23 protein-coding genes are annotated in these 16,913 nt (G+C 51.7%); all 23 read right to left on the reverse strand.

The features are described from left to right. Positions 1 to 2: 2 nt before the first annotated feature. Entirely contained in the window at positions 3 to 2,813 is a 2,811-nt protein-coding gene (locus GS501_RS02405; RefSeq protein ID WP_160830264.1) for a phage tail tape measure protein, read from the reverse strand. 155 nt (positions 2,814 to 2,968) lie between these two features. Next, positions 2,969 to 3,304 (reverse strand): phage tail assembly protein, encoded by a 336-nt coding sequence (locus GS501_RS02410; protein ID WP_160830265.1) that lies wholly within the window; start codon positions 3,302 to 3,304, stop codon positions 2,969 to 2,971. Then, positions 3,301 to 3,657: a phage tail tube protein gene (locus GS501_RS02415; protein WP_160830266.1), complete on the reverse strand. Its 357-nt coding sequence runs from the start codon at positions 3,655 to 3,657 to the stop codon at positions 3,301 to 3,303. Before GS501_RS02415 ends, GS501_RS02410 begins: the two co-directional genes overlap by 4 nt. Position 3,658: 1 nt before the next feature. Next, positions 3,659 to 5,137: a phage tail protein gene (locus GS501_RS02420; RefSeq protein ID WP_160830267.1), complete on the reverse strand. Its 1,479-nt coding sequence runs from the start codon at positions 5,135 to 5,137 to the stop codon at positions 3,659 to 3,661. Beyond that, positions 5,130 to 5,360, reverse strand: coding sequence for a hypothetical protein (locus GS501_RS02425; RefSeq protein WP_160830268.1), 231 nt, complete (start codon positions 5,358 to 5,360; stop codon positions 5,130 to 5,132). The genes GS501_RS02420 and GS501_RS02425 overlap by 8 nt, the downstream gene beginning before the upstream one ends. After that, positions 5,350 to 5,940 (reverse strand): hypothetical protein, encoded by a 591-nt coding sequence (locus GS501_RS02430; protein ID WP_160830269.1) that lies wholly within the window; start codon positions 5,938 to 5,940, stop codon positions 5,350 to 5,352. The genes GS501_RS02425 and GS501_RS02430 overlap by 11 nt, the downstream gene beginning before the upstream one ends. Beyond that, a complete protein-coding gene (locus GS501_RS02435) occupies positions 5,933 to 6,361 on the reverse strand; it encodes a DUF1320 domain-containing protein (protein WP_160830270.1) in 429 nt (142 codons plus the stop codon). Before GS501_RS02435 ends, GS501_RS02430 begins: the two co-directional genes overlap by 8 nt. Position 6,362: 1 nt before the next feature. Continuing rightward, complete coding sequence (locus GS501_RS02440) at positions 6,363 to 6,650, reverse strand: hypothetical protein (protein WP_160830271.1); 288 nt, start codon at positions 6,648 to 6,650, stop codon at positions 6,363 to 6,365. Further along, the gene (locus GS501_RS02445; protein WP_370517913.1) at positions 6,650 to 7,606 is read right to left on the reverse strand and encodes a Mu-like prophage major head subunit gpT family protein; all 957 of its coding nucleotides are present in this window, start codon (positions 7,604 to 7,606) and stop codon (positions 6,650 to 6,652) included. The genes GS501_RS02440 and GS501_RS02445 overlap by 1 nt, the downstream gene beginning before the upstream one ends. A gap of 13 nt (positions 7,607 to 7,619) precedes the next feature. Further along, entirely contained in the window at positions 7,620 to 8,090 is a 471-nt protein-coding gene (locus GS501_RS02450) for a hypothetical protein (RefSeq protein WP_160830272.1), read from the reverse strand. Further along, positions 8,090 to 9,094: a phage protease gene (locus GS501_RS02455; protein WP_160830273.1), complete on the reverse strand. Its 1,005-nt coding sequence runs from the start codon at positions 9,092 to 9,094 to the stop codon at positions 8,090 to 8,092. Before GS501_RS02455 ends, GS501_RS02450 begins: the two co-directional genes overlap by 1 nt. 221 nt (positions 9,095 to 9,315) lie before the next feature. Continuing rightward, positions 9,316 to 9,816, reverse strand: a complete 501-nt coding sequence (locus GS501_RS02460; protein WP_160830274.1) for a phage virion morphogenesis protein — start codon at positions 9,814 to 9,816, stop codon at positions 9,316 to 9,318. 173 nt (positions 9,817 to 9,989) lie between these two features. Then, positions 9,990 to 11,183 (reverse strand): phage minor head protein, encoded by a 1,194-nt coding sequence (locus GS501_RS02465; protein ID WP_160830275.1) that lies wholly within the window; start codon positions 11,181 to 11,183, stop codon positions 9,990 to 9,992. After that, on the reverse strand, positions 11,176 to 12,885 hold the full coding sequence (locus GS501_RS02470; RefSeq protein WP_160830276.1) for a DUF935 family protein: 1,710 nt from the start codon (positions 12,883 to 12,885) through the stop codon (positions 11,176 to 11,178). Before GS501_RS02470 ends, GS501_RS02465 begins: the two co-directional genes overlap by 8 nt. A gap of 3 nt (positions 12,886 to 12,888) precedes the next feature. Further along, positions 12,889 to 13,131 carry a hypothetical protein gene (locus GS501_RS02475; RefSeq protein ID WP_160830277.1) on the reverse strand — a complete coding sequence of 81 codons (243 nt, stop codon included), beginning with the start codon at positions 13,129 to 13,131 and terminating at the stop codon, positions 12,889 to 12,891. Then, positions 13,118 to 13,345: a hypothetical protein gene (locus GS501_RS02480; protein WP_160830278.1), complete on the reverse strand. Its 228-nt coding sequence runs from the start codon at positions 13,343 to 13,345 to the stop codon at positions 13,118 to 13,120. The genes GS501_RS02475 and GS501_RS02480 overlap by 14 nt, the downstream gene beginning before the upstream one ends. Next, a complete protein-coding gene (locus GS501_RS02485) occupies positions 13,342 to 13,602 on the reverse strand; it encodes a hypothetical protein (protein ID WP_160830279.1) in 261 nt (86 codons plus the stop codon). The genes GS501_RS02480 and GS501_RS02485 overlap by 4 nt, the downstream gene beginning before the upstream one ends. Before the next feature lie 136 nt (positions 13,603 to 13,738). Further along, the gene (locus tag GS501_RS02490; protein ID WP_237442372.1) at positions 13,739 to 15,298 is read right to left on the reverse strand and encodes a terminase large subunit domain-containing protein; all 1,560 of its coding nucleotides are present in this window, start codon (positions 15,296 to 15,298) and stop codon (positions 13,739 to 13,741) included. Further along, on the reverse strand, positions 15,295 to 15,855 hold the full coding sequence (locus GS501_RS02495) for a phage protein Gp27 family protein (RefSeq protein ID WP_160830280.1): 561 nt from the start codon (positions 15,853 to 15,855) through the stop codon (positions 15,295 to 15,297). The genes GS501_RS02490 and GS501_RS02495 overlap by 4 nt, the downstream gene beginning before the upstream one ends. Before the next feature lies 1 nt (position 15,856). Further along, a complete protein-coding gene (locus tag GS501_RS02500) occupies positions 15,857 to 16,165 on the reverse strand; it encodes a hypothetical protein (RefSeq protein WP_160830281.1) in 309 nt (102 codons plus the stop codon). Next, the gene (locus GS501_RS02505) at positions 16,165 to 16,305 is read right to left on the reverse strand and encodes a hypothetical protein (RefSeq protein ID WP_160830282.1); all 141 of its coding nucleotides are present in this window, start codon (positions 16,303 to 16,305) and stop codon (positions 16,165 to 16,167) included. The genes GS501_RS02500 and GS501_RS02505 overlap by 1 nt, the downstream gene beginning before the upstream one ends. Then, entirely contained in the window at positions 16,298 to 16,510 is a 213-nt protein-coding gene (locus GS501_RS02510) for a hypothetical protein (RefSeq protein WP_160830283.1), read from the reverse strand. Before GS501_RS02510 ends, GS501_RS02505 begins: the two co-directional genes overlap by 8 nt. A 2-nt stretch (positions 16,511 to 16,512) precedes the next feature. Then, entirely contained in the window at positions 16,513 to 16,893 is a 381-nt protein-coding gene (locus tag GS501_RS02515; protein WP_160830284.1) for a hypothetical protein, read from the reverse strand. Positions 16,894 to 16,913: the final 20 nt, after the last annotated feature.

Consider the following 16,913-nt stretch of genomic DNA (forward strand, 5'->3'; position numbering starts at 1 on the left):
GATCAGGGCCTCCCCATCATGCCGTTATGGCCGCTATAAGTGTGTGTCTCTAGGGATGGATCATTTCCGTTATTCGTGTGAACTTTCAGCCCTTCATCCGCATAAATATCAACTCTCAAACGTCGTTCTTCTCTTGGCTGAACGACAGGAGCGGCAGGCGGCAGCGGCGCAACAGCAAATGTGGATTTCTGTTCGATGTGGCGTGTTTTATGAAGATGTAATACCTTGCCTGTCGCACCATGATTTCCATAACCCTCTTTATTCTGACCCCGGCTTTCTGATGGAGGCATCGGAATAGGCACAGTGGGGATTTTCGGAAGCGGGAATGGAAGAAGCGATGATGGCTGATTTTTCGCCATCAAAAAATCATTGAGGTTTAAAACATTCCCAAGCGGATCATGTCTTGCAGGATCAACCTTATTATTATCCTGGTTTGCTGACGGCGGTGGCGGCAAAATCCCAGGTACGTTTTGCTCAGGATTGTTTGCTGGTGGAGAGCCCGGTAAATGTAAGACATGATTCGTTGTGTCTTTAACCCATTGCCACCCATCCTTTAGAGCCCCAGGGATGGCATCAAGAACTTTGTTAATAAAATTAACGACCGCCGTCCCAACATGGTCCATGACGACTTTTACTTGATCCCAGTGCTGATAAAGCTCGTAAAGCGCTACACCGACGGCTGTAATCCCGGCAATAACCAACACGACCGGCCAACTAACAGCGCCAATGACTGCCGCTAAAATCCCGAACCCTGCGGTCGCTGCGGTTGTTACTGCGCCCAACGCCATCAAGACCGTCGTGATCCCAAGGAAAGCCCCAGCGGTACCCACCAAGATCGGAGACAAACCTGGCGCAACCCGATCCATCCACTCGAACGCCTTATTCACGCCGTTAATCGCTTGCGTGACAAGATGGAGCGTCGGCGCAAAATCATCGCCAATCCGCCGCATCAATTGCGCAGTAGCGTCTTCAAATTCTTGCACCTGGATGAGCGTGCTTTTACGGCCGTCATTATAATCTCGGTCAATCACTCCTTGATCAGCACTTTCGACCAAGCGATGGATCGTCACATACTGATCCCAGTGATTTAACACCCCAGAGGTGAATTCTTTATCTTCACGATTATGAAAGATCATACCGAGGGCTTTATTCGTGTCGCCCACTTGAGCGACCAATCCACGAATACGCTCCAGCACAGCCATCATTGGGTCTTGCCCATGTTTACGAGCATTCGCCTCTAGATCGTATATGTCTTCTCCGAAGATTTTCTGCCATTTCTTCGCCCCTGTGGTGGACGTAATCGTTTGCAGGAATGCTTTGGCGTCTGTGGCTGCTTCGCCTTCTGTTCCCGTTGATTTACGCACGACCGCCAGGGCGGCCGCGAGATCATTTACGCCCGCTCGCCCCTTGACGCCCAAAGCCCCAGCCGCGGCTGCAACTTGCGGCAAGAGAGGTGCGAGTTTTTCAAAAGGTAAATCCGCTTGCTTCCCGGCGATGGCCACACTCGCCAAAGCACCAAGCAGGTTTTTATTATCAACACCCAGATTTTCTTTCAGAGCAAAAGCTGACTTTGCCACGGACTCAGGCATTGCATTATAAGCTGTGGATATTTTCGCCGTAACAGAGAGGAGATGGTCCAGTTCGTCGCCTCGGAAACCTTCACGAGAGAAAAATCCCAGCCCCTCAGCCAATGCACCGCTGCGCTGACCTGTTTCACGGGCCAGCTCATTAATTTTGACTTTTTCTCGCAGAACATAATCGTCGAGTGCATCGCCATGGATCTCCAGACCGATCCCAACATGACGAATGATGTTGTCATATTCGGCAGCCTCTTTGACCGGTTCTGCTAACTCAAAGCCTGAAACGAGAGCGTTAAAACCTTGGCTTTGCGCTTTATTGAAATTCTCATGGAAGCCATGCAGCTTTTTGCCAACGTCGCCATGCATGTCTCTCATAGCGTTTTTCAGACGTTCAACGGCACTGAGCGTGCTCTTAGCTTGCTCTTCAACCCCTGTCAGAGAGGTTTCAACAGAGTGCAGACCATTTCCAGCTTCATGGCTTGCACCACCTGTTTCTCCCAAAACAGTATTCGTTTTGGAGAGGGCATCAGAAACCGCCTTTGCACCCGTGGAAGTGTCCTGTAAAGCCTCATCCAGTCTTGCCGCCTCAGTACTTTCCTGAGCCGTACTCTCACTGAGCCCCGTCATGGTGCGGCTCAACTGTTCAACAGATCCTCGTGTGCCACTCGCTTGATCGTTAACCTCTGTCAGCGCGTCGTTAACAGAGCGTAACCCATCCTCGACCTCATGACTCGTTCCTTCTGTTTGGCCTAGAACAGTATTCGTTTTAGAAAGAGCATCTGAAACCGCAGCTGCACCGGAGGAGGATTCCTGTAAAACTTCGTTGAATTTCTCCGTTCCAGCACGTTCTTGATTTGTACTCTCATGGAGCCCCATCATGGTGCGACTTAACCGCTCGACAGAGCCTAATGTGCTGGTTGCTTGTCCCTCAATGTCTGCCATGGAAGCATCAACGGAATGCAATCCATTCCCGGCTTCATGACCAGCAGCTTCTGTTTGACCTAGAACTGCATTCGTTTTGGAGAGAGCATCAGAAACCGCAGCCGCCCCGGAAGAAGATTTCTGTAAAGCCCCATCTAGCTTGTCAGTCGTGTCGGTAACTGTTTTCCCATGGCCGTTAAACTGCGTTAAAACACGGTTTAAACCTTCAACATGATCGAGCACTTCACGCAGAGGGCCGCTCATGCGGTCAAGCAACTCAAGCTCAAATTGTGCCGTTAACTCGCCTGCCATGCGCGGCCCTTTACGTCTTTAATGGGAATTTTGTTGGCTCTGAACCAGAGCCACATAGTCAGATTGGGCATGCGACCAAAAAGCTAACTCACCGAGGGTTAGAGCCCGTAAATCGGTTCGATTAAATCTCAGCGTATTGGCCAGAGCCGCCAGCCTTACTGGCCAGTCGGCAGGCCATCGTTGAAAAAATACGCAACAACCTTTTGAGCCGCCAGAAAGTCCCGCGCAGGCAGAGCACGCAGTAATTTCTCTCCCAGAAGGGACTTGTTCCCCGTGACACTGGCCAAAAGCGCAAGGCCCTGTGCCCCTGATGCGCCTGTTGCTCCGGCATCAATGAGATCACCGGCTGTAGGCTCCCGAAATTTCAGCACTGTGAGAGACTCATTAAGACCGTCAATGGTCACCGGGCGGCTTAATGCATATTCAACTGTCCCATCATCGAGAAGTGTTGCCCGTGGTGGAAGAGCCTGTGCATTTGTTTGTGACATCATGAAATTTCCTGATAGGTGTTAAAAGACCATGTAACGGCTGCTTTACCATCGTCGCTCCATTCTGGGATTTCACGCACATAGGCGTCTGAAATCACCCAGACTTTTCCAAGGTCAGACTGCAATTGAAGCTCCCCCTCTCCAAGAGCAGGAGAGAAATCCGTCGGACTACTTCCCGTAATCGGGATGATCGTGGCTTGGACTTGTCCCACTTGATACTGGGTTGATCGCAACGTGCGGAAATTGCCTGCCACATCATCATTTTTGACACCCGGAAGCCGAAACTTGACGCCTTTCTGCGTGTCATAGAGTTTGCCGCGCCAGAAGAGGCGAATAATGCCTAATGTCTGTGCCACGTTAGACCTCCATATTCAGGATATTGGCCAAGACCATCAATGATCCCATCGGTTTGATAGGAAGAGTGCTGTTCACCCGATTGCGATCAGAAAGATCACGCTGGAACACTGCTTGTGGGGCTGTTATTGCGACGTCATCAATCCAGCCGAGGGCTTCATAGAGTTTACATTGTCCGGCCCACGATCCCTTGAGGGTTTTAGGCGTCACCACCCCATCCGCATTGGCGAGTGGTGAGCCATCATCAGCTAGTTTTGAGCGGAAATACGTGGCCTCAATGTAGGTATTCCACTCATAGCGCACACGCGCTGCAATGGCTGGGATCATCACATCCCATACCCCAGAGAGTGTGCCACTCGCAGGATTGATGGTGCGGGTTGTCACCACGCGCTGAAGCGTGACCGTGCCATCATCATTCACGACTGCCGTTGAGCAGCCATTGTTCAACAACACATTTTTCTGCTGGTCGCTGAAATCGTCCTGCTTCTCCGGTCCGAGCCCCGCCAATGTGTTCAACGGCAGACCGCGCAACTGTCGGGCTGGGTCCGTATTTAAGCTCTGCGCGACCTGCGCGGCCAGAGCACTGACCATTTGCCATGACGAGGCTTTAGGAAACCACCACGGGAACAGAATAACATTTTCGGAAGTTGAGACTGAACCTTGTAAATTCAGTGCTTGTCCTTGCGTGCCTATCATCCCCACATGAACCCGCATATCGCGAGCCACCATCGCCCCAGACCGACGTTTGGCTTCCTGTGCAAAGAGAGTTACAGCCGCTGGATCATTTTGGAGGAGGACCACATCTGTATACCAGCGGTCACCTAAGGATAGGATGGCAGGGCTCATATCAGGTGTGCCCGTTCCTCCCGCCATGCTGTTGACGAGCACGCCCATTCCCGGGATTTGATCGACCGTGGCGCTAGAAAAACGAACATTAAAATCATTCGTTAACTGCCCAGCTTCCCCAGCCGTTAAGACAATATTATCACCACCATTGCCAATTTGCGCCGTGATGCCGAGGTTTTCACCGATGAGACTGGCATTAATCGCCGTCAACAGATTGGTCGCGACCGTTGACGGGGTATCCCCGCTACTAACGGTCCAGCTGACACGAATACCGCCGATATAAACACCGCTCGTCATGTTACGCCACGAGCTGCCAGTGAATTTGATGGTCGCGGTAGCAGCCCTGGCATCACCCGGTGTCAATATGCCAATCGTATCCACGGGCAGATTAGGGTTTTCCGCCATGAACGCCCGAACGGCCTGCGTCATAATGGCAGAACGCCCGTAGATATTTTCAACTTGCGGCACCGTAACATTTTCGTGGAGGATATTATTCTCAAACTGCTGATTGGTCTGCCCCACGATGATCACACGCAGCGGCATATCGCTCACACGGTCCGCCGCTGGTAGGTCATGGACTTCCATGTAGCTGCCAGGAACGGCGTATGATCCGGGAATTTCTCTAAAATCAGGCATCCTTGACCTCCGGCTTTACCGCCACGCTTTTCTGTCTCGCCATTTGTGTGTCTTGAACATCATTCAAAGGCACGACGTCACCATTGGCCAAGCAGACGCCCCACCATGGGTCATAGGGGTTAACGCGGAACCCTTCCTTTGGTACAGCGCTGCCATCAGGAGCCAATACGCGCCGTCCTTCACCTGCTCGGACAAGGACAAGCCGTTGTTCTTCATTCGCCATTTTGTTGTCCCATAATTTTCAAATGATCTCGGTGACTCAGAAACTCATCCAGCTCCTCAAGAGCTTCTGTGTTATCCAGACCCACATTAGGAAACACGACATCCGCCACTACCAACGCTGCCCGGTCGCCAAACCAATCTTCTGTGTTGGGCAGCGTGATAGACCCCACACGGCATGACGCGACATCAGGCAATTTCCAGCCATTTAAGCCACCAGCCAGTGCAGCCATGATCCCGGCCACGCCCATGCCACGAATTTTTCCCGTGCCCAGATACAAATCCTCGGAACGGCTCTGACTTTGAAGAACCGCCACAGGAAAGGTTAGATCGCCAATGAAATTACCAACTGCCTTGCCTGAAGCCTGCCAGGTGCCGATCCCAACCGCGACAGCAGGCGTATCATTCACAATCTCGTCCCACGTCCTACGGCTGGCATGAGGCGGCAACGCTATATGCTTAAACACCTCAGTCGGAAATAAACTCTCTAACCGTCGCCGTAAGCCCCGATAGGCTTTGGCAACAACATCCCCTTTAAGAATCGCTCCAGGATAGCCGGGTGGGGTAATTTCCTCTTCATTCATAGGAAAACCCTTCGCGTGAATGAAAGGTCGAGCGCGATTGGAAGCGTGACCAATCATCGCTCTGATCTACCTTAGCCACAGCGTCCAGCGTGGCTTTCCCCGCTACGACATCGCGTAACCACGCCATAGCAGCCTGCTGGCCTGCACGGATTTGCTCACTGGGCACATTGCTACCGCCATTAGCGAGATCGAACCGCGCCAGCTGACAGCAGATACGCACCACGACAGGCGGAACGGGCTGGATGGGTACGACATAGCGGCGCTGCAGATAGCTATCGACTGTCGAAGAGGCATCACTGAGAATACGGCTGACCCGCGCTTCATCCAGTGTTCCTCTGGGGCTGTCGCGATCTGGTGTCGTGGTCTCGATCTCTTCTCGGCCATAACGGTCAATCATGTCAGCGAGTGTCGCGTAAGACATCTCAACTAACCTTCACAAGAGTCAGCAGAGGCTCGCGTCGCATCTGTTCGATCTGTCCCTCGGTCAGCTCGCCAGCTTCCCAAACCTTTAGGCGTTCATGCTCAATACCGGCGCGTCTAAACCCTGGCTGAGTGCAGATCACGAGTAATTCCCCAGCTTTTAAAGAAAGGGAACTAGAAGACATGAGGACTTCAGCTGCGACAGAATGGATTTTCGGGTCTACAGAACTCTGCGTTGCTTGCTGGTATGTTTCTTCAACCTCGTTCTGAGAACCTTTTTTCTGGGGCATTAGTCATTCCTCACGAGCGGATCGAGATAGGGGCAAACGTTTAATTCCAGCGTGTTGCTCCAGGGGTTAGACCCGGTGATGTAGGTTTTCCCGTCAGGTGCCAGCTGTGGGATGAGGTCTTTTTCCAACAACGTCCGGCCTGCACCTTCTAAAGAGGTGGGGACAAACATGATATTCGGGCGACTGTTATAAGGCTGGCCGTCTTTACGATATTGCGTCTCCATCATGGAGATGGCCTTACCCAGATTTTCTGCTGTCAGTGGCGCTGTGGATCTAAAGGCAAAATTGTGTAGTCCGAACCCGGCATTGCAGCGCCCGTCAATACCCCATTGTAATTCGTTATGATTAAAGACAATCCCGTCAGTCAGTTGTGTCCGTGACGTAACGCTGAAGGGGCGCCTGGTTTGAAAGATCAAGGGTTTTAGGGGGTTTTGTGTATTAAACAAATACCAAGCCGGTGCCGCTTGTTCACCGTCACCAGGGCGCATGATATTAGCGAAGGCCGTCGGTTGGCCATTCTTTCCCGTTCCCACATGATCGGTATCAAAAAAATACTGCCCGTCAATGCCGATCTCGCGATGCCCATTTTCTAAGAGACCGAAAACAAGGCGATCTGGTAACTTCGCAGCATCCGCAGCTAATTGTTGGATTGCCGGCGTTAAAAATCCGAACTGGTCATCTTCAAAGTCCTCACGTCGTATCCCAAACGTTTCTTCAAATGTGCGGTTTACGATTGTGAACCGCTCCTGAGTATTCAGGCGATGGACGACGCGCTGTCCAGCCCATTCGCGCATGCCAGGCAGTTCAGCAATACGCGGATAGAAATTCTCCCCAGCGTTTGATGGAATGGTCATTGCGACTTTGACGTAATGACTAGGAACTGTCGAAATATATTTGTTAAACACCAAAGACGTTCGAGCCGTCAGGGCGTTAATAGAACCCGCATTAATATCCACGATGAACTCTCTTTCAGGAAATCAAAACGTAAGGCGTGCCGTTGGTCTCGAAACCAGCCAGCGTGCCAACTTGCAGCCGTGAACCGCTCGAAGAACTCTCACCAGAAGAACTCCCCTCATGGGAAAGAGACACGGTCTCATCATCAATGGCGTAAACAGGCTGATTGACATTTGCCCAGCTCGGAGCCGTATCAAACGGTAAGGCAAAACAGCCTTTTTTGACCCAGATAGGGTGCGGTCCCACCATATCGCCGTTTAATGTTGAGCCTGCTGGACTGTTATCTTTGAATTGTCGCGCTATCCCGACAATTGCCACAGGAGGTGACGGCGTATTGGTTGAGCCAGCAGGAACAATCGTGCCATCGGCACAAACCGCTACGAGAGAGCCCCGGTAAACTCGAAAGCCGCTGGCTACCGAATGCCCAAACTCAGGGCCATGAGGGACATTCTTTTCTGAAACAGGCCGGTCGCTTTTGAGAGCCATTACGCAAGCCCCCCAGCTTTCAGGTCATCTGCTGTCAGTCCTAAAGCCTTATCCGCCTTATCAAGACCGGGAATATTCTGGCTGGTTGTCCCATTATGCTGGCGTCCATGGTGAAGCGTAACCGTTCCTGATGGAGCAGCGGGCAAGCTTTCCACCATCATCTCAGCTGTTGTTGGATCAGAAGCATGAAGGGTAAGCAATCGACCACGTAAATCATCTGAGATGATTTTCTGACGTCCTACTTTTTCCATCCAACTTTCAGCGGCTATCCGATTATTTTCAGCCTTGAGGTCATCAAGCTGTTTCTGAAAATTCACCGCATCCGCTGCATGCAACGTTACCTTTTCATGCTGCTTCTTTAGAGCGTTGAGAACATCCTCATTAGAAGCACTCTCTGGGAGGCCTGCGAGGACGGCTGCCTGAGAATGAAGCGACACGGCTCCACGAGCGCCATCCAGCGCCTTATTAATAGCTGCTTCATCCGCATCAGCCCCGAGGCCAAGACGAGAACGCAGCGCAGCCAGCGGATAAGTCATCGCGCTATTTTCCTGTTCTGTTGTTTGGGATGTTTTGGAATGGAGAGATGTGAGCAAAAGATCAGGGTTGTTGGTGAGAGCAGCCCGCAGGATTTGCGTCACAATCCCCGCTGACGTGCTTTTCAACACAGGGGAAATGGAGCGATAGCCATGGTCATCCATGACCGTCCGTCCACGTTTCGTCCAACGCACGTGCCCCCAAATGCCATCTGGTCGGACTTCCATGCGCTCGATCCATCCCATCGCTGGAGATGAATGTCCCTGTGGAGCCGCAAGGTCAGTAGAATGGTTTTCATCAAGGACAATTTTGCCGCCCTTCATGGACGCCGTGATGACATCTCGAAGACTTTCAGCACGCAATGTCTTACGACCACCGACGGCTGGGAAAGACCCAGCAGGCAGAAGATGTATCCATTCAGGAGGCGTTGTGCCTGTTGCCGGTAGCGGCAAGTGCGTCATCTCGTTCATGGTGTCAGAATAAGATGACCATCCCCCCTTTATTCAGGGTTGCATCCTTTACCCCGGATGAGAGGGTTTATTCTCAAATTGCGTTGGCTTCATATTTGCCCGCACAGAGCGTTTTCCCTTTTAGAGGTAAAATACCTCAAGAGAGATTGGAAAGCGCTTCTAACCCCGTTTGAAAACGTTTGAAAGGCGTTTGAAAAATCACCACGCCCATGCAGAAAGCGTCAGCCGCGTAAACATTGCTTGAAAAAGACCTCAAGCGTGCTGGTCAATGCCTCACGATCTTCTGCGTTAAACCCAAGATAAGGACGCGCGGGGATCGTTACATAATCACGTTTAAACACATGACCGCCCATTCTAAAGACAAGAGCGGGCGCTTCCTTCTTTTTAATCACTGCGCCGAATTGATGGACTGCTGCGTAAATCTCATTTGAACCCCAAATCAGCGTATTTCCTTCCTGCCGTGACACGAGCCGGTTGAAGAGATACCCACGTTCTCTCAAAATGCCTAGGCCTCGCTTGCTCTGAGCATAAAGAGGGTTCAGCGGCGCAAAGGGTGTTCCTTCTGGCGTAACACCTTGTTCTATACGTTCACGGGTCCGATCCACCATTTCAAGACCGAGCGCCGCCAGAAACTCTTGCGGCTGCTTGCCCAAAAGCTCTAGACGCGACAGAGCTTCAGAAATTCGGTTTGTTGTTCCTTCAATCTTAATGACAGCCATCATCTTTCCTATTGCTGAATGTGTTCGTCGCCCCATTATGCTTGATTCATGACATCGTCCTGCTTACTATAAGCAGCGCGGCGCGTGGTGATCTGGCGATATTCTGCCGACCAGGGCACGCCCTTTGGGTGGAGCACTATTGTGGGGTTACCGGCAGGCCCCACCCACGTGCCGCGCTATTTCTTCTCCTTGTGACGTTTATCAAACAGAACTTCGCGGTTACGCACGAGCTGCGCGAAATGATGATCGCCAATGTCCGTAACGGATAGAATAAAGTTTTCGTTGCCGTTCTGCGTTCTTTTCAAAACAATACGATAGGGTCTTCCTGTCCCAGCCAGTAGTGTCAGTCTTCCTTCTTGTTTTTCTTTAAGAACGTAGTCAGGGTCGGCAATCATCGCGGCTAAATCAGCATAATCATCTGGACTGATATTGGGATGATGTGTCTGATTCTTCATCAATGTTTCTGAAGACAGAAAGACTTGACGACTCTTACTTCCGAGAAGATTTTTCACATGTTCTGATAAGGTAGCAGCGTCAACGATACCCGTTGGCCTTTCCATGCTGGCTAATTGTTTAATCTGTTTCTTTTGCACAGCTTGACGTTCCTGCTCAGGAAGCGCCTCCACAGGCTGCCCCTTTACATGCGTAAGCGGCGTCATCGCAGAAGCCTGACGTGCTTTCTCCGCCTTAGCCCATTCTAGTCCCGGATTATGCTGGAAGCCTGGATCAATCCCGACAGGGACATGGATGATTTCTCCTGTCGCTGGATTGCGCCATGGCTTCAGATCAATAGGCGGCGCTTTATCAACAGTCCATTGATTGCGCCGCATGCGTGCTTCAGAAACCACTTCGATAGTGCAATGGCAGTTATAACCATTGGGAGTATAATGTGACTCCCACCAGGAATCACTATTGAGAAGGATCGTGCCAGACCATGCTAAATGCATCGGGCGTGGATGAGCGCATTCATGATGCACATACCGCCAATATGGATAGAGTTCCAACGCCTCAGGCGTGGTCATTTGTCGGTAACGACCTGCCGAATAAGCATCCGCTATGTTCGTCTCATAGATGACTTTGGCACGCCATCCTGGTGTGCCTGTATGGTCCCATCCATGTTTTTTGACGATACTATTAAAGCTCTTTTTGAACTCCTGAAGGGTCGTGCCATCACTTAATGCACGGCCCACAGCCGTTTTGAAATCATTTAATAACGCTGTGCTGGCAGCACCTGCTACCGCAAAAGCCCGAGAGTGGGCGGCTGACTCGAGTTCACCCCAACGCTCGGTAGGCACATTAACTTTCTGCCGGAAGTAACGAATAGCCTCACTTGGCGGCAATCGCACATGCGACAGAACGGGATCAGGCATGTTTCATCTCTTCAAGCATTTGTGCTTCACCCGCTAATTCACTGACGAGCAATGCCTGTTCCATGGCCTTAGCGAATTGTTCGTCTGGGAGCTTCAAATCCTCCAACCGTCGCTTCATATCCTCCCATGAGGTCGCCTGTTCCATCTGCTCACGCACAGCCTCCGTCATCGCGCCCAACCCTGTGGCGGCCTCATAGGCCAGATGATCGGTCAAAGCTTCGATAATCTGAGGCGACCGACTCACTGACCGATCCACCAACCGCCCAACGGCCGCGTGTAAACTCAACTTCTCTGGTTGTTCTTCTGGAGCGGGCTGCTCATCACGGCTCGTCGGTGTGGGAAAATGCGGCGGTGTTTCTTCCCCCGCCATTTGCTTAGGAGACGTCACCTTGGCAGGGAGTGCCGGTTGTGGTGGCACCGCAATGCCCACCACATCATCACCTTCTTCCGGCGGTTCCAGATTAAGCCGTGCATAGAGATCCTTGGCCGCCACTTTAAATCCTTGCGGTCCGGCTTTTTGGACAGCATCAATAATGACTTCAACTGGGGCTTCATCAGGGCGGCCAATATTAATGCGTGGATAGTGGCCGTCCTTTGGTGGTCCAAAACTATAATCAATCATCTGCTTGACCAGCTGACTGTTCAGTGTTTCCGCTAACAACGCCGCATCCGACCGCTCAATATCTTCCTGCACGAGCCGATGTGTGGCAGCCGCTGCGTGCGTGCCATGGCGTGCATCCGTTGTACCTGTCTGGCCGAGCACGGCCTTACTGGTTTGCTCGTCTAGCCATTTAATACGCCGTTCATGGGTGTCATTGCTGCCGGCGCCATTCTTGGGCTCAACAAATGTCATTTGCATTCGATCTGGGATCATGCACGCACCGGCACCGGCTACATCTGTGAGCGCCCGCCATAGGGTTGCCCGATCATCAGCGGTAGAAGACGCGTCAAATTTACCAATGCGCAATGGCACGCCATAGGCTTGCACAAACAAGCCCCAATCACGGTTTGAAAACAGTTTAAACAGGGAATTAAATGCTACCGCACGCGTCAAACCAGATCGAATGGTAAGCCCTGACCAAGAGGGATGGCGATGCACCAACGTGCGGGCTGGGTCTAAGGGGCGCATGGCCGCTTCGTCTACAGCACCCTCAATGGCAGGGCGGCTTGTGCGTGTATCATCACGCAGCCAGATCGTCTCGCCATCTTGATAGCTGATCTCGAACCAACGTTGGGGCCGATACACCAAACGTTCCGGCCAGTAATTCCCGGCTTCATTATGCCAGAAAATCTCATGGATCGAGAAACCCTTGGCAATCGCGTCCAAAATGTCAAAAGCGGCCCGCTGTGCGATACCTTTATCCAACCAGTCCCGCACGAAATCACCATGACGGCGCTGCATCCTACTTGGGCCTGCATCCACGACATTCATCGGTAATTGAGCAACCGAACGCTTACGAGTATTTAACACCCCCAAATAATGAAGGTCGCGCTCTTCAATGATCTCACAGAAAATCTGCCAGTCCCAGCTGTTCCCGACAGCGGCTGAGCGCATCAGAGCCCCAACATCCGCAGGGTTTAATCCCAGCGTGACAATGGAGTCCGTAATGGCAGGGCGAGAGCCGACAACGCTTGCCCCCATGCTTTCTTTCTGCGTTACAGGAGCCTTAAGAGGCTTTCCATATTGATCAACAAGCGCCACCGTTTAATCTCCTTTGCAGATCACCTTTAAGGCTGCTCGTTGCTTGCCATAATCGCGCAAATAAAGATGCGTCACCGGAAGCGTCTGTCCGTTCTGATCGGCTATCTGTAATTCCGCGAGCAAACTCTGATCGTCATCCTGGCTATAATGCACATATCCGGGGCATAGCCCTTTAACCTCGGGTGCCGCACAGCCTGCCAAGCCGCTCAACATCACAACACTGATGACCGTTTTAAAACGTGCCATGACTTAAAGCCTCATTGAGCTGTGCATCTGTATTATCAGCATCTGTCGCGGCCTGTGTGGCCTTCGCCTGGATATCCAGAATAGAGTGCGCGTCATCTTGCGCCTGCCGCGCGGCTTTCTCTCGTGCAGCCTTCCAGGTCAGCCGGAGAATGACCCCCATCAATCCCGCTATAATGGCCACAATGACGGCCGTGCAAATCGCCTTCATCGTCACAGATACACCTTCCCGTTTTTACGCTTAGATGGTCGCGCTTGTTTCAAAGACTGATCTGGCGTCGCGTCTGTCTTACTAAGGTCCAGAGAAGCCTGCATGGCACGTTTCTCAAGGCTGCGTTTCACGATGCCTAAGGCAAATTCGTCACTCTCCTTTTGCATTCGTGCGACGTCTATCCGTTCTCCTAGTCCGCATATCCAGCCTATGAGGAAAACCAACCCGACCCAAAGAGCCGCCAGAAGAACTACAATAACCACAGTTCTTCCATTAAGATGACCGTTCGTGTCCCAAATATTCATTTGGCTACGCGTCCGTTATCACGCGCCCATTTGTCCAAATAAGCCTCTGCCTGTTTCTGTCGCTGTGTGACTTTCTTCTGTTTTTCCTTTATCGTCATAAGTAAACCTTTCCATTGAGCCCAAACGTTCCCGTTTTGCCTCCAAATCGGTCGCGTCGTTCTTCATCTTGTGCGGTTTCTCGCAGGCCAGACCCATCATTCTGCATCCACGGCAGGGGAACAGGCGTATAGCCATAGTCAAACGGCGTGGCGCGGCTAGCGGCATACGCCAAAGAAAGGGCAATCGCCGCATCACCGTGTCGCTTGCCTGTGCTGCCAGTTGTGCGTCCTTCCGGCACACGGGCAACGCCACGCACTAGCGTGAGTGCTCGCAGATCATCCACAATCTCGCGGTCTTGCGGAAGACTAATCAAACCATCCTCAAAGGCCGCTTTGAGGGGCGGCATATTCTCTCGATACCAGCCCTCGCTGAGCATCACCGCTTCGATACGACTGCCATATTTCTGGACCGTAACTTCTGCGAGATATTGCCCATTGCCGCGCCCATCTAAGGCACCGGCCCGTAAGAGAGGTGTCGCGTTTAAAATATGGTGCAATATCTGCTTTTGCTGTTCAAACGGCACATTCCGAAGCTCAACAACAAAACTCGTCTGCCGGTGCAACCGCTCTCCCAGAGCTAAAAGCCAAATGACCGTCAAATCTCCTGAGCGTCCAAAATCCACTCCAAAAACATGCGGTGTTTTTTGGTCTAACTCAGCCAGTAATGGATCGAGTTGCTCACGAATAAAGAAGTTCGTTTCTGCTTCGCGGAGGCGCTCAGATAACAGCACAAACCCACTGTCACAGCCCCAACGCACAACGGGGAGGTCAGCCTGAGTCCGCGCCTCGATCAGGGCGAGCGGCAAATAGGCTCCCGATCCCGCTGAAGGAATACATTCCAGTTCCTCAGCGGCAGCTTCTCCGTAATTGCTAAATATCTCGTCTCGCCAGAGCAGCTCGGCTTCTGGGGACCATGTTTTTCCGGTCTGTTCACAAATCTTTTTATAAAGACCATCACGCAACGCATCATCGAGTGTCAGCCGTAAGAGATGATAAGGTTTTCGGCCAGATCGGGAATCATTGACCAGCGTATTAAAGGGGTTCGTATCGCCATTATGCGTGCTGATAATGAGAACTTTCCCACCCCACATGAGAAGGGCGAGAGCCGCTTTGAGAAGCTCGTCAAGATTATCATGGAAGGCCGCTTCGTCGATGATCACTAGCCCTTGCATACCACGCAAGGCACGCGGCCTGCTGGGAAGGGCAAGAACCTTATGCCCACTCCTGAAGTCAATTCGAAAGACCTTAATATCTTTCTCTTCACGGTCGGGGTCGTTCCAGAAGCTTTCTTGAACCTGCATAGAAGCAGCCTGCATCGCCTTGGCATGCTCCGCGCAGTAATCAATAAACTCGCGAGCCATTTCCAAATTATAGCCGATGTAAAATACATCGGAGCCGCCCGCTTCAACAGAAGCCGCAGCCATCAGATCGGCAATAAAACTGGCTGCCCAGCTTATGCCCGTGCGTCGGCTTTTCTCAATGACGACCACTGGGTGCTGACGCACGGCCGCCATCAATTCAGACTGATAGGGCAAGAATATCACAGGTAGTATCATGATTTTACTCCAAATGCCCCAGCCATAATTTGCTGTACGGTCTCAGCCGAAAGACCCTGTCGCTTTGCCGCTTTTTCTACTGCTGTTTGCGCTTCACGCTCTGCTTTCTGACGGGCCCGTTCTTCCAGATCAGCTCGCACATCTACATCAAGCCGGTTGGCTCTTGCCAAAGAATGCAAAGCATCAGCCAATTGGGAAATCCCTTTGGGGCTCCCTTTGAGGGCTGCTATACCATCTCTGCTAATGTCTCCCGTTTCTCTGTTGAGAAACAAATCCAACATGACCGTATGGAAAAGCTCAATCAGGAGCGCTTGTTGTTTTCCAGGGGTTTTGTCGCCCAAATTGCGGACGATAGAATCAGAGACCTCGCGCGAACGACGCACATTTTCCGCCAATTTATCGCGCTGTTGGACGTACCGTCCCACAGATGAACGGCTAGCATCAACGCCCTCAAGCGCCGCCATAATCTCATCAAGAGTGTGTCCGGCATCATACAGCTCCCCAATTCGGGTCTTTATTTTTTGGGGGAGACAACTGATTTTGGAGCGACGCGGCATGTTACAAGGGCTTCCTTGCAATCACGCCTGGGACAAAGCGCTCACACTGCCATGTTTGCTGACCTTCAGATGTCAAAGCAATAACCAAAAGATACCGTGCCTGCCGTAATCTGTAGCGCGTCAGCGTCACACAACTATATTTTTCTAAATGATCAATATCAGCCCGCAATGTTTCTACATCTGTATGAAACCCAGCCTCTCGAAACAAATTGCGGACAACATCTTCATTCAGTGTGTGACCTGGAGCCATCTCAAGAAAATCAAGCACTCTCCACCGACGCTCTTCCGTCAGTCTGCTATGAAGGCTCATTATCGACCTCCTACCGCCGCTATTCCGCAAGAGTGCAGTGCTTCCAACTCACCACCTCGGACACCCAACAGCATACCCACACTCAGCGCCACGAGCCCTGTCAGAATGGCGAGCCTTATCGCGGCCCATCGATCAACCATGATGCCCCTCCATTAGAATTTTTGTTATTCCGGCCAGTGTCGTGCGGATCGTCTCTAATTCACGAGACAATGTGCGTGTCTCGACAGATTGTTCCCGCACTTCACCAGAGAGCCGATGAATCCAGAACAGCAATGACGCCATCAACATGCTGGCGAGAGCTAACGTCCCAGTTAATGCCAATTCTAGAAACATCCGCTCACTCATGGTCAGACCTGCGGGTGCGGTGTCTGTGGCGCCTGTGCTGTGGACGTAGAGTCAACAACGGAAGGTCCGTCCAATGTCACAAAAACAGAGGCGACATCATGAATAGCCGCACGAATGTGGCTCGCAAGATCTTCTGCCTCTGGCACTTTTAGTCCAGCAATACGGAGTAAATTCTGAGCCTCCGTAACGGCCATTTGAACCAGAGGATGGCTCGCGTCATATTTGCGATAAATCGCCACCAATTCATCCAGACCGTTATCTGTTTTTGTGACGGCCGAACGCACCGCCGTCTGAGCAACTTCGCCGTATTTCTGAAGAGTGCCACCTAGAACGTAATCCACTAATGTGGTTAGTGCTGGGGCAAATTTTTTAAACCACTCCATTGATAAACTCCCATGCGCTG

It is taken from the genome of Saccharibacter sp. 17.LH.SD, assembly GCF_009834805.1.
Classification (GTDB): domain Bacteria; phylum Pseudomonadota; class Alphaproteobacteria; order Acetobacterales; family Acetobacteraceae; genus Saccharibacter.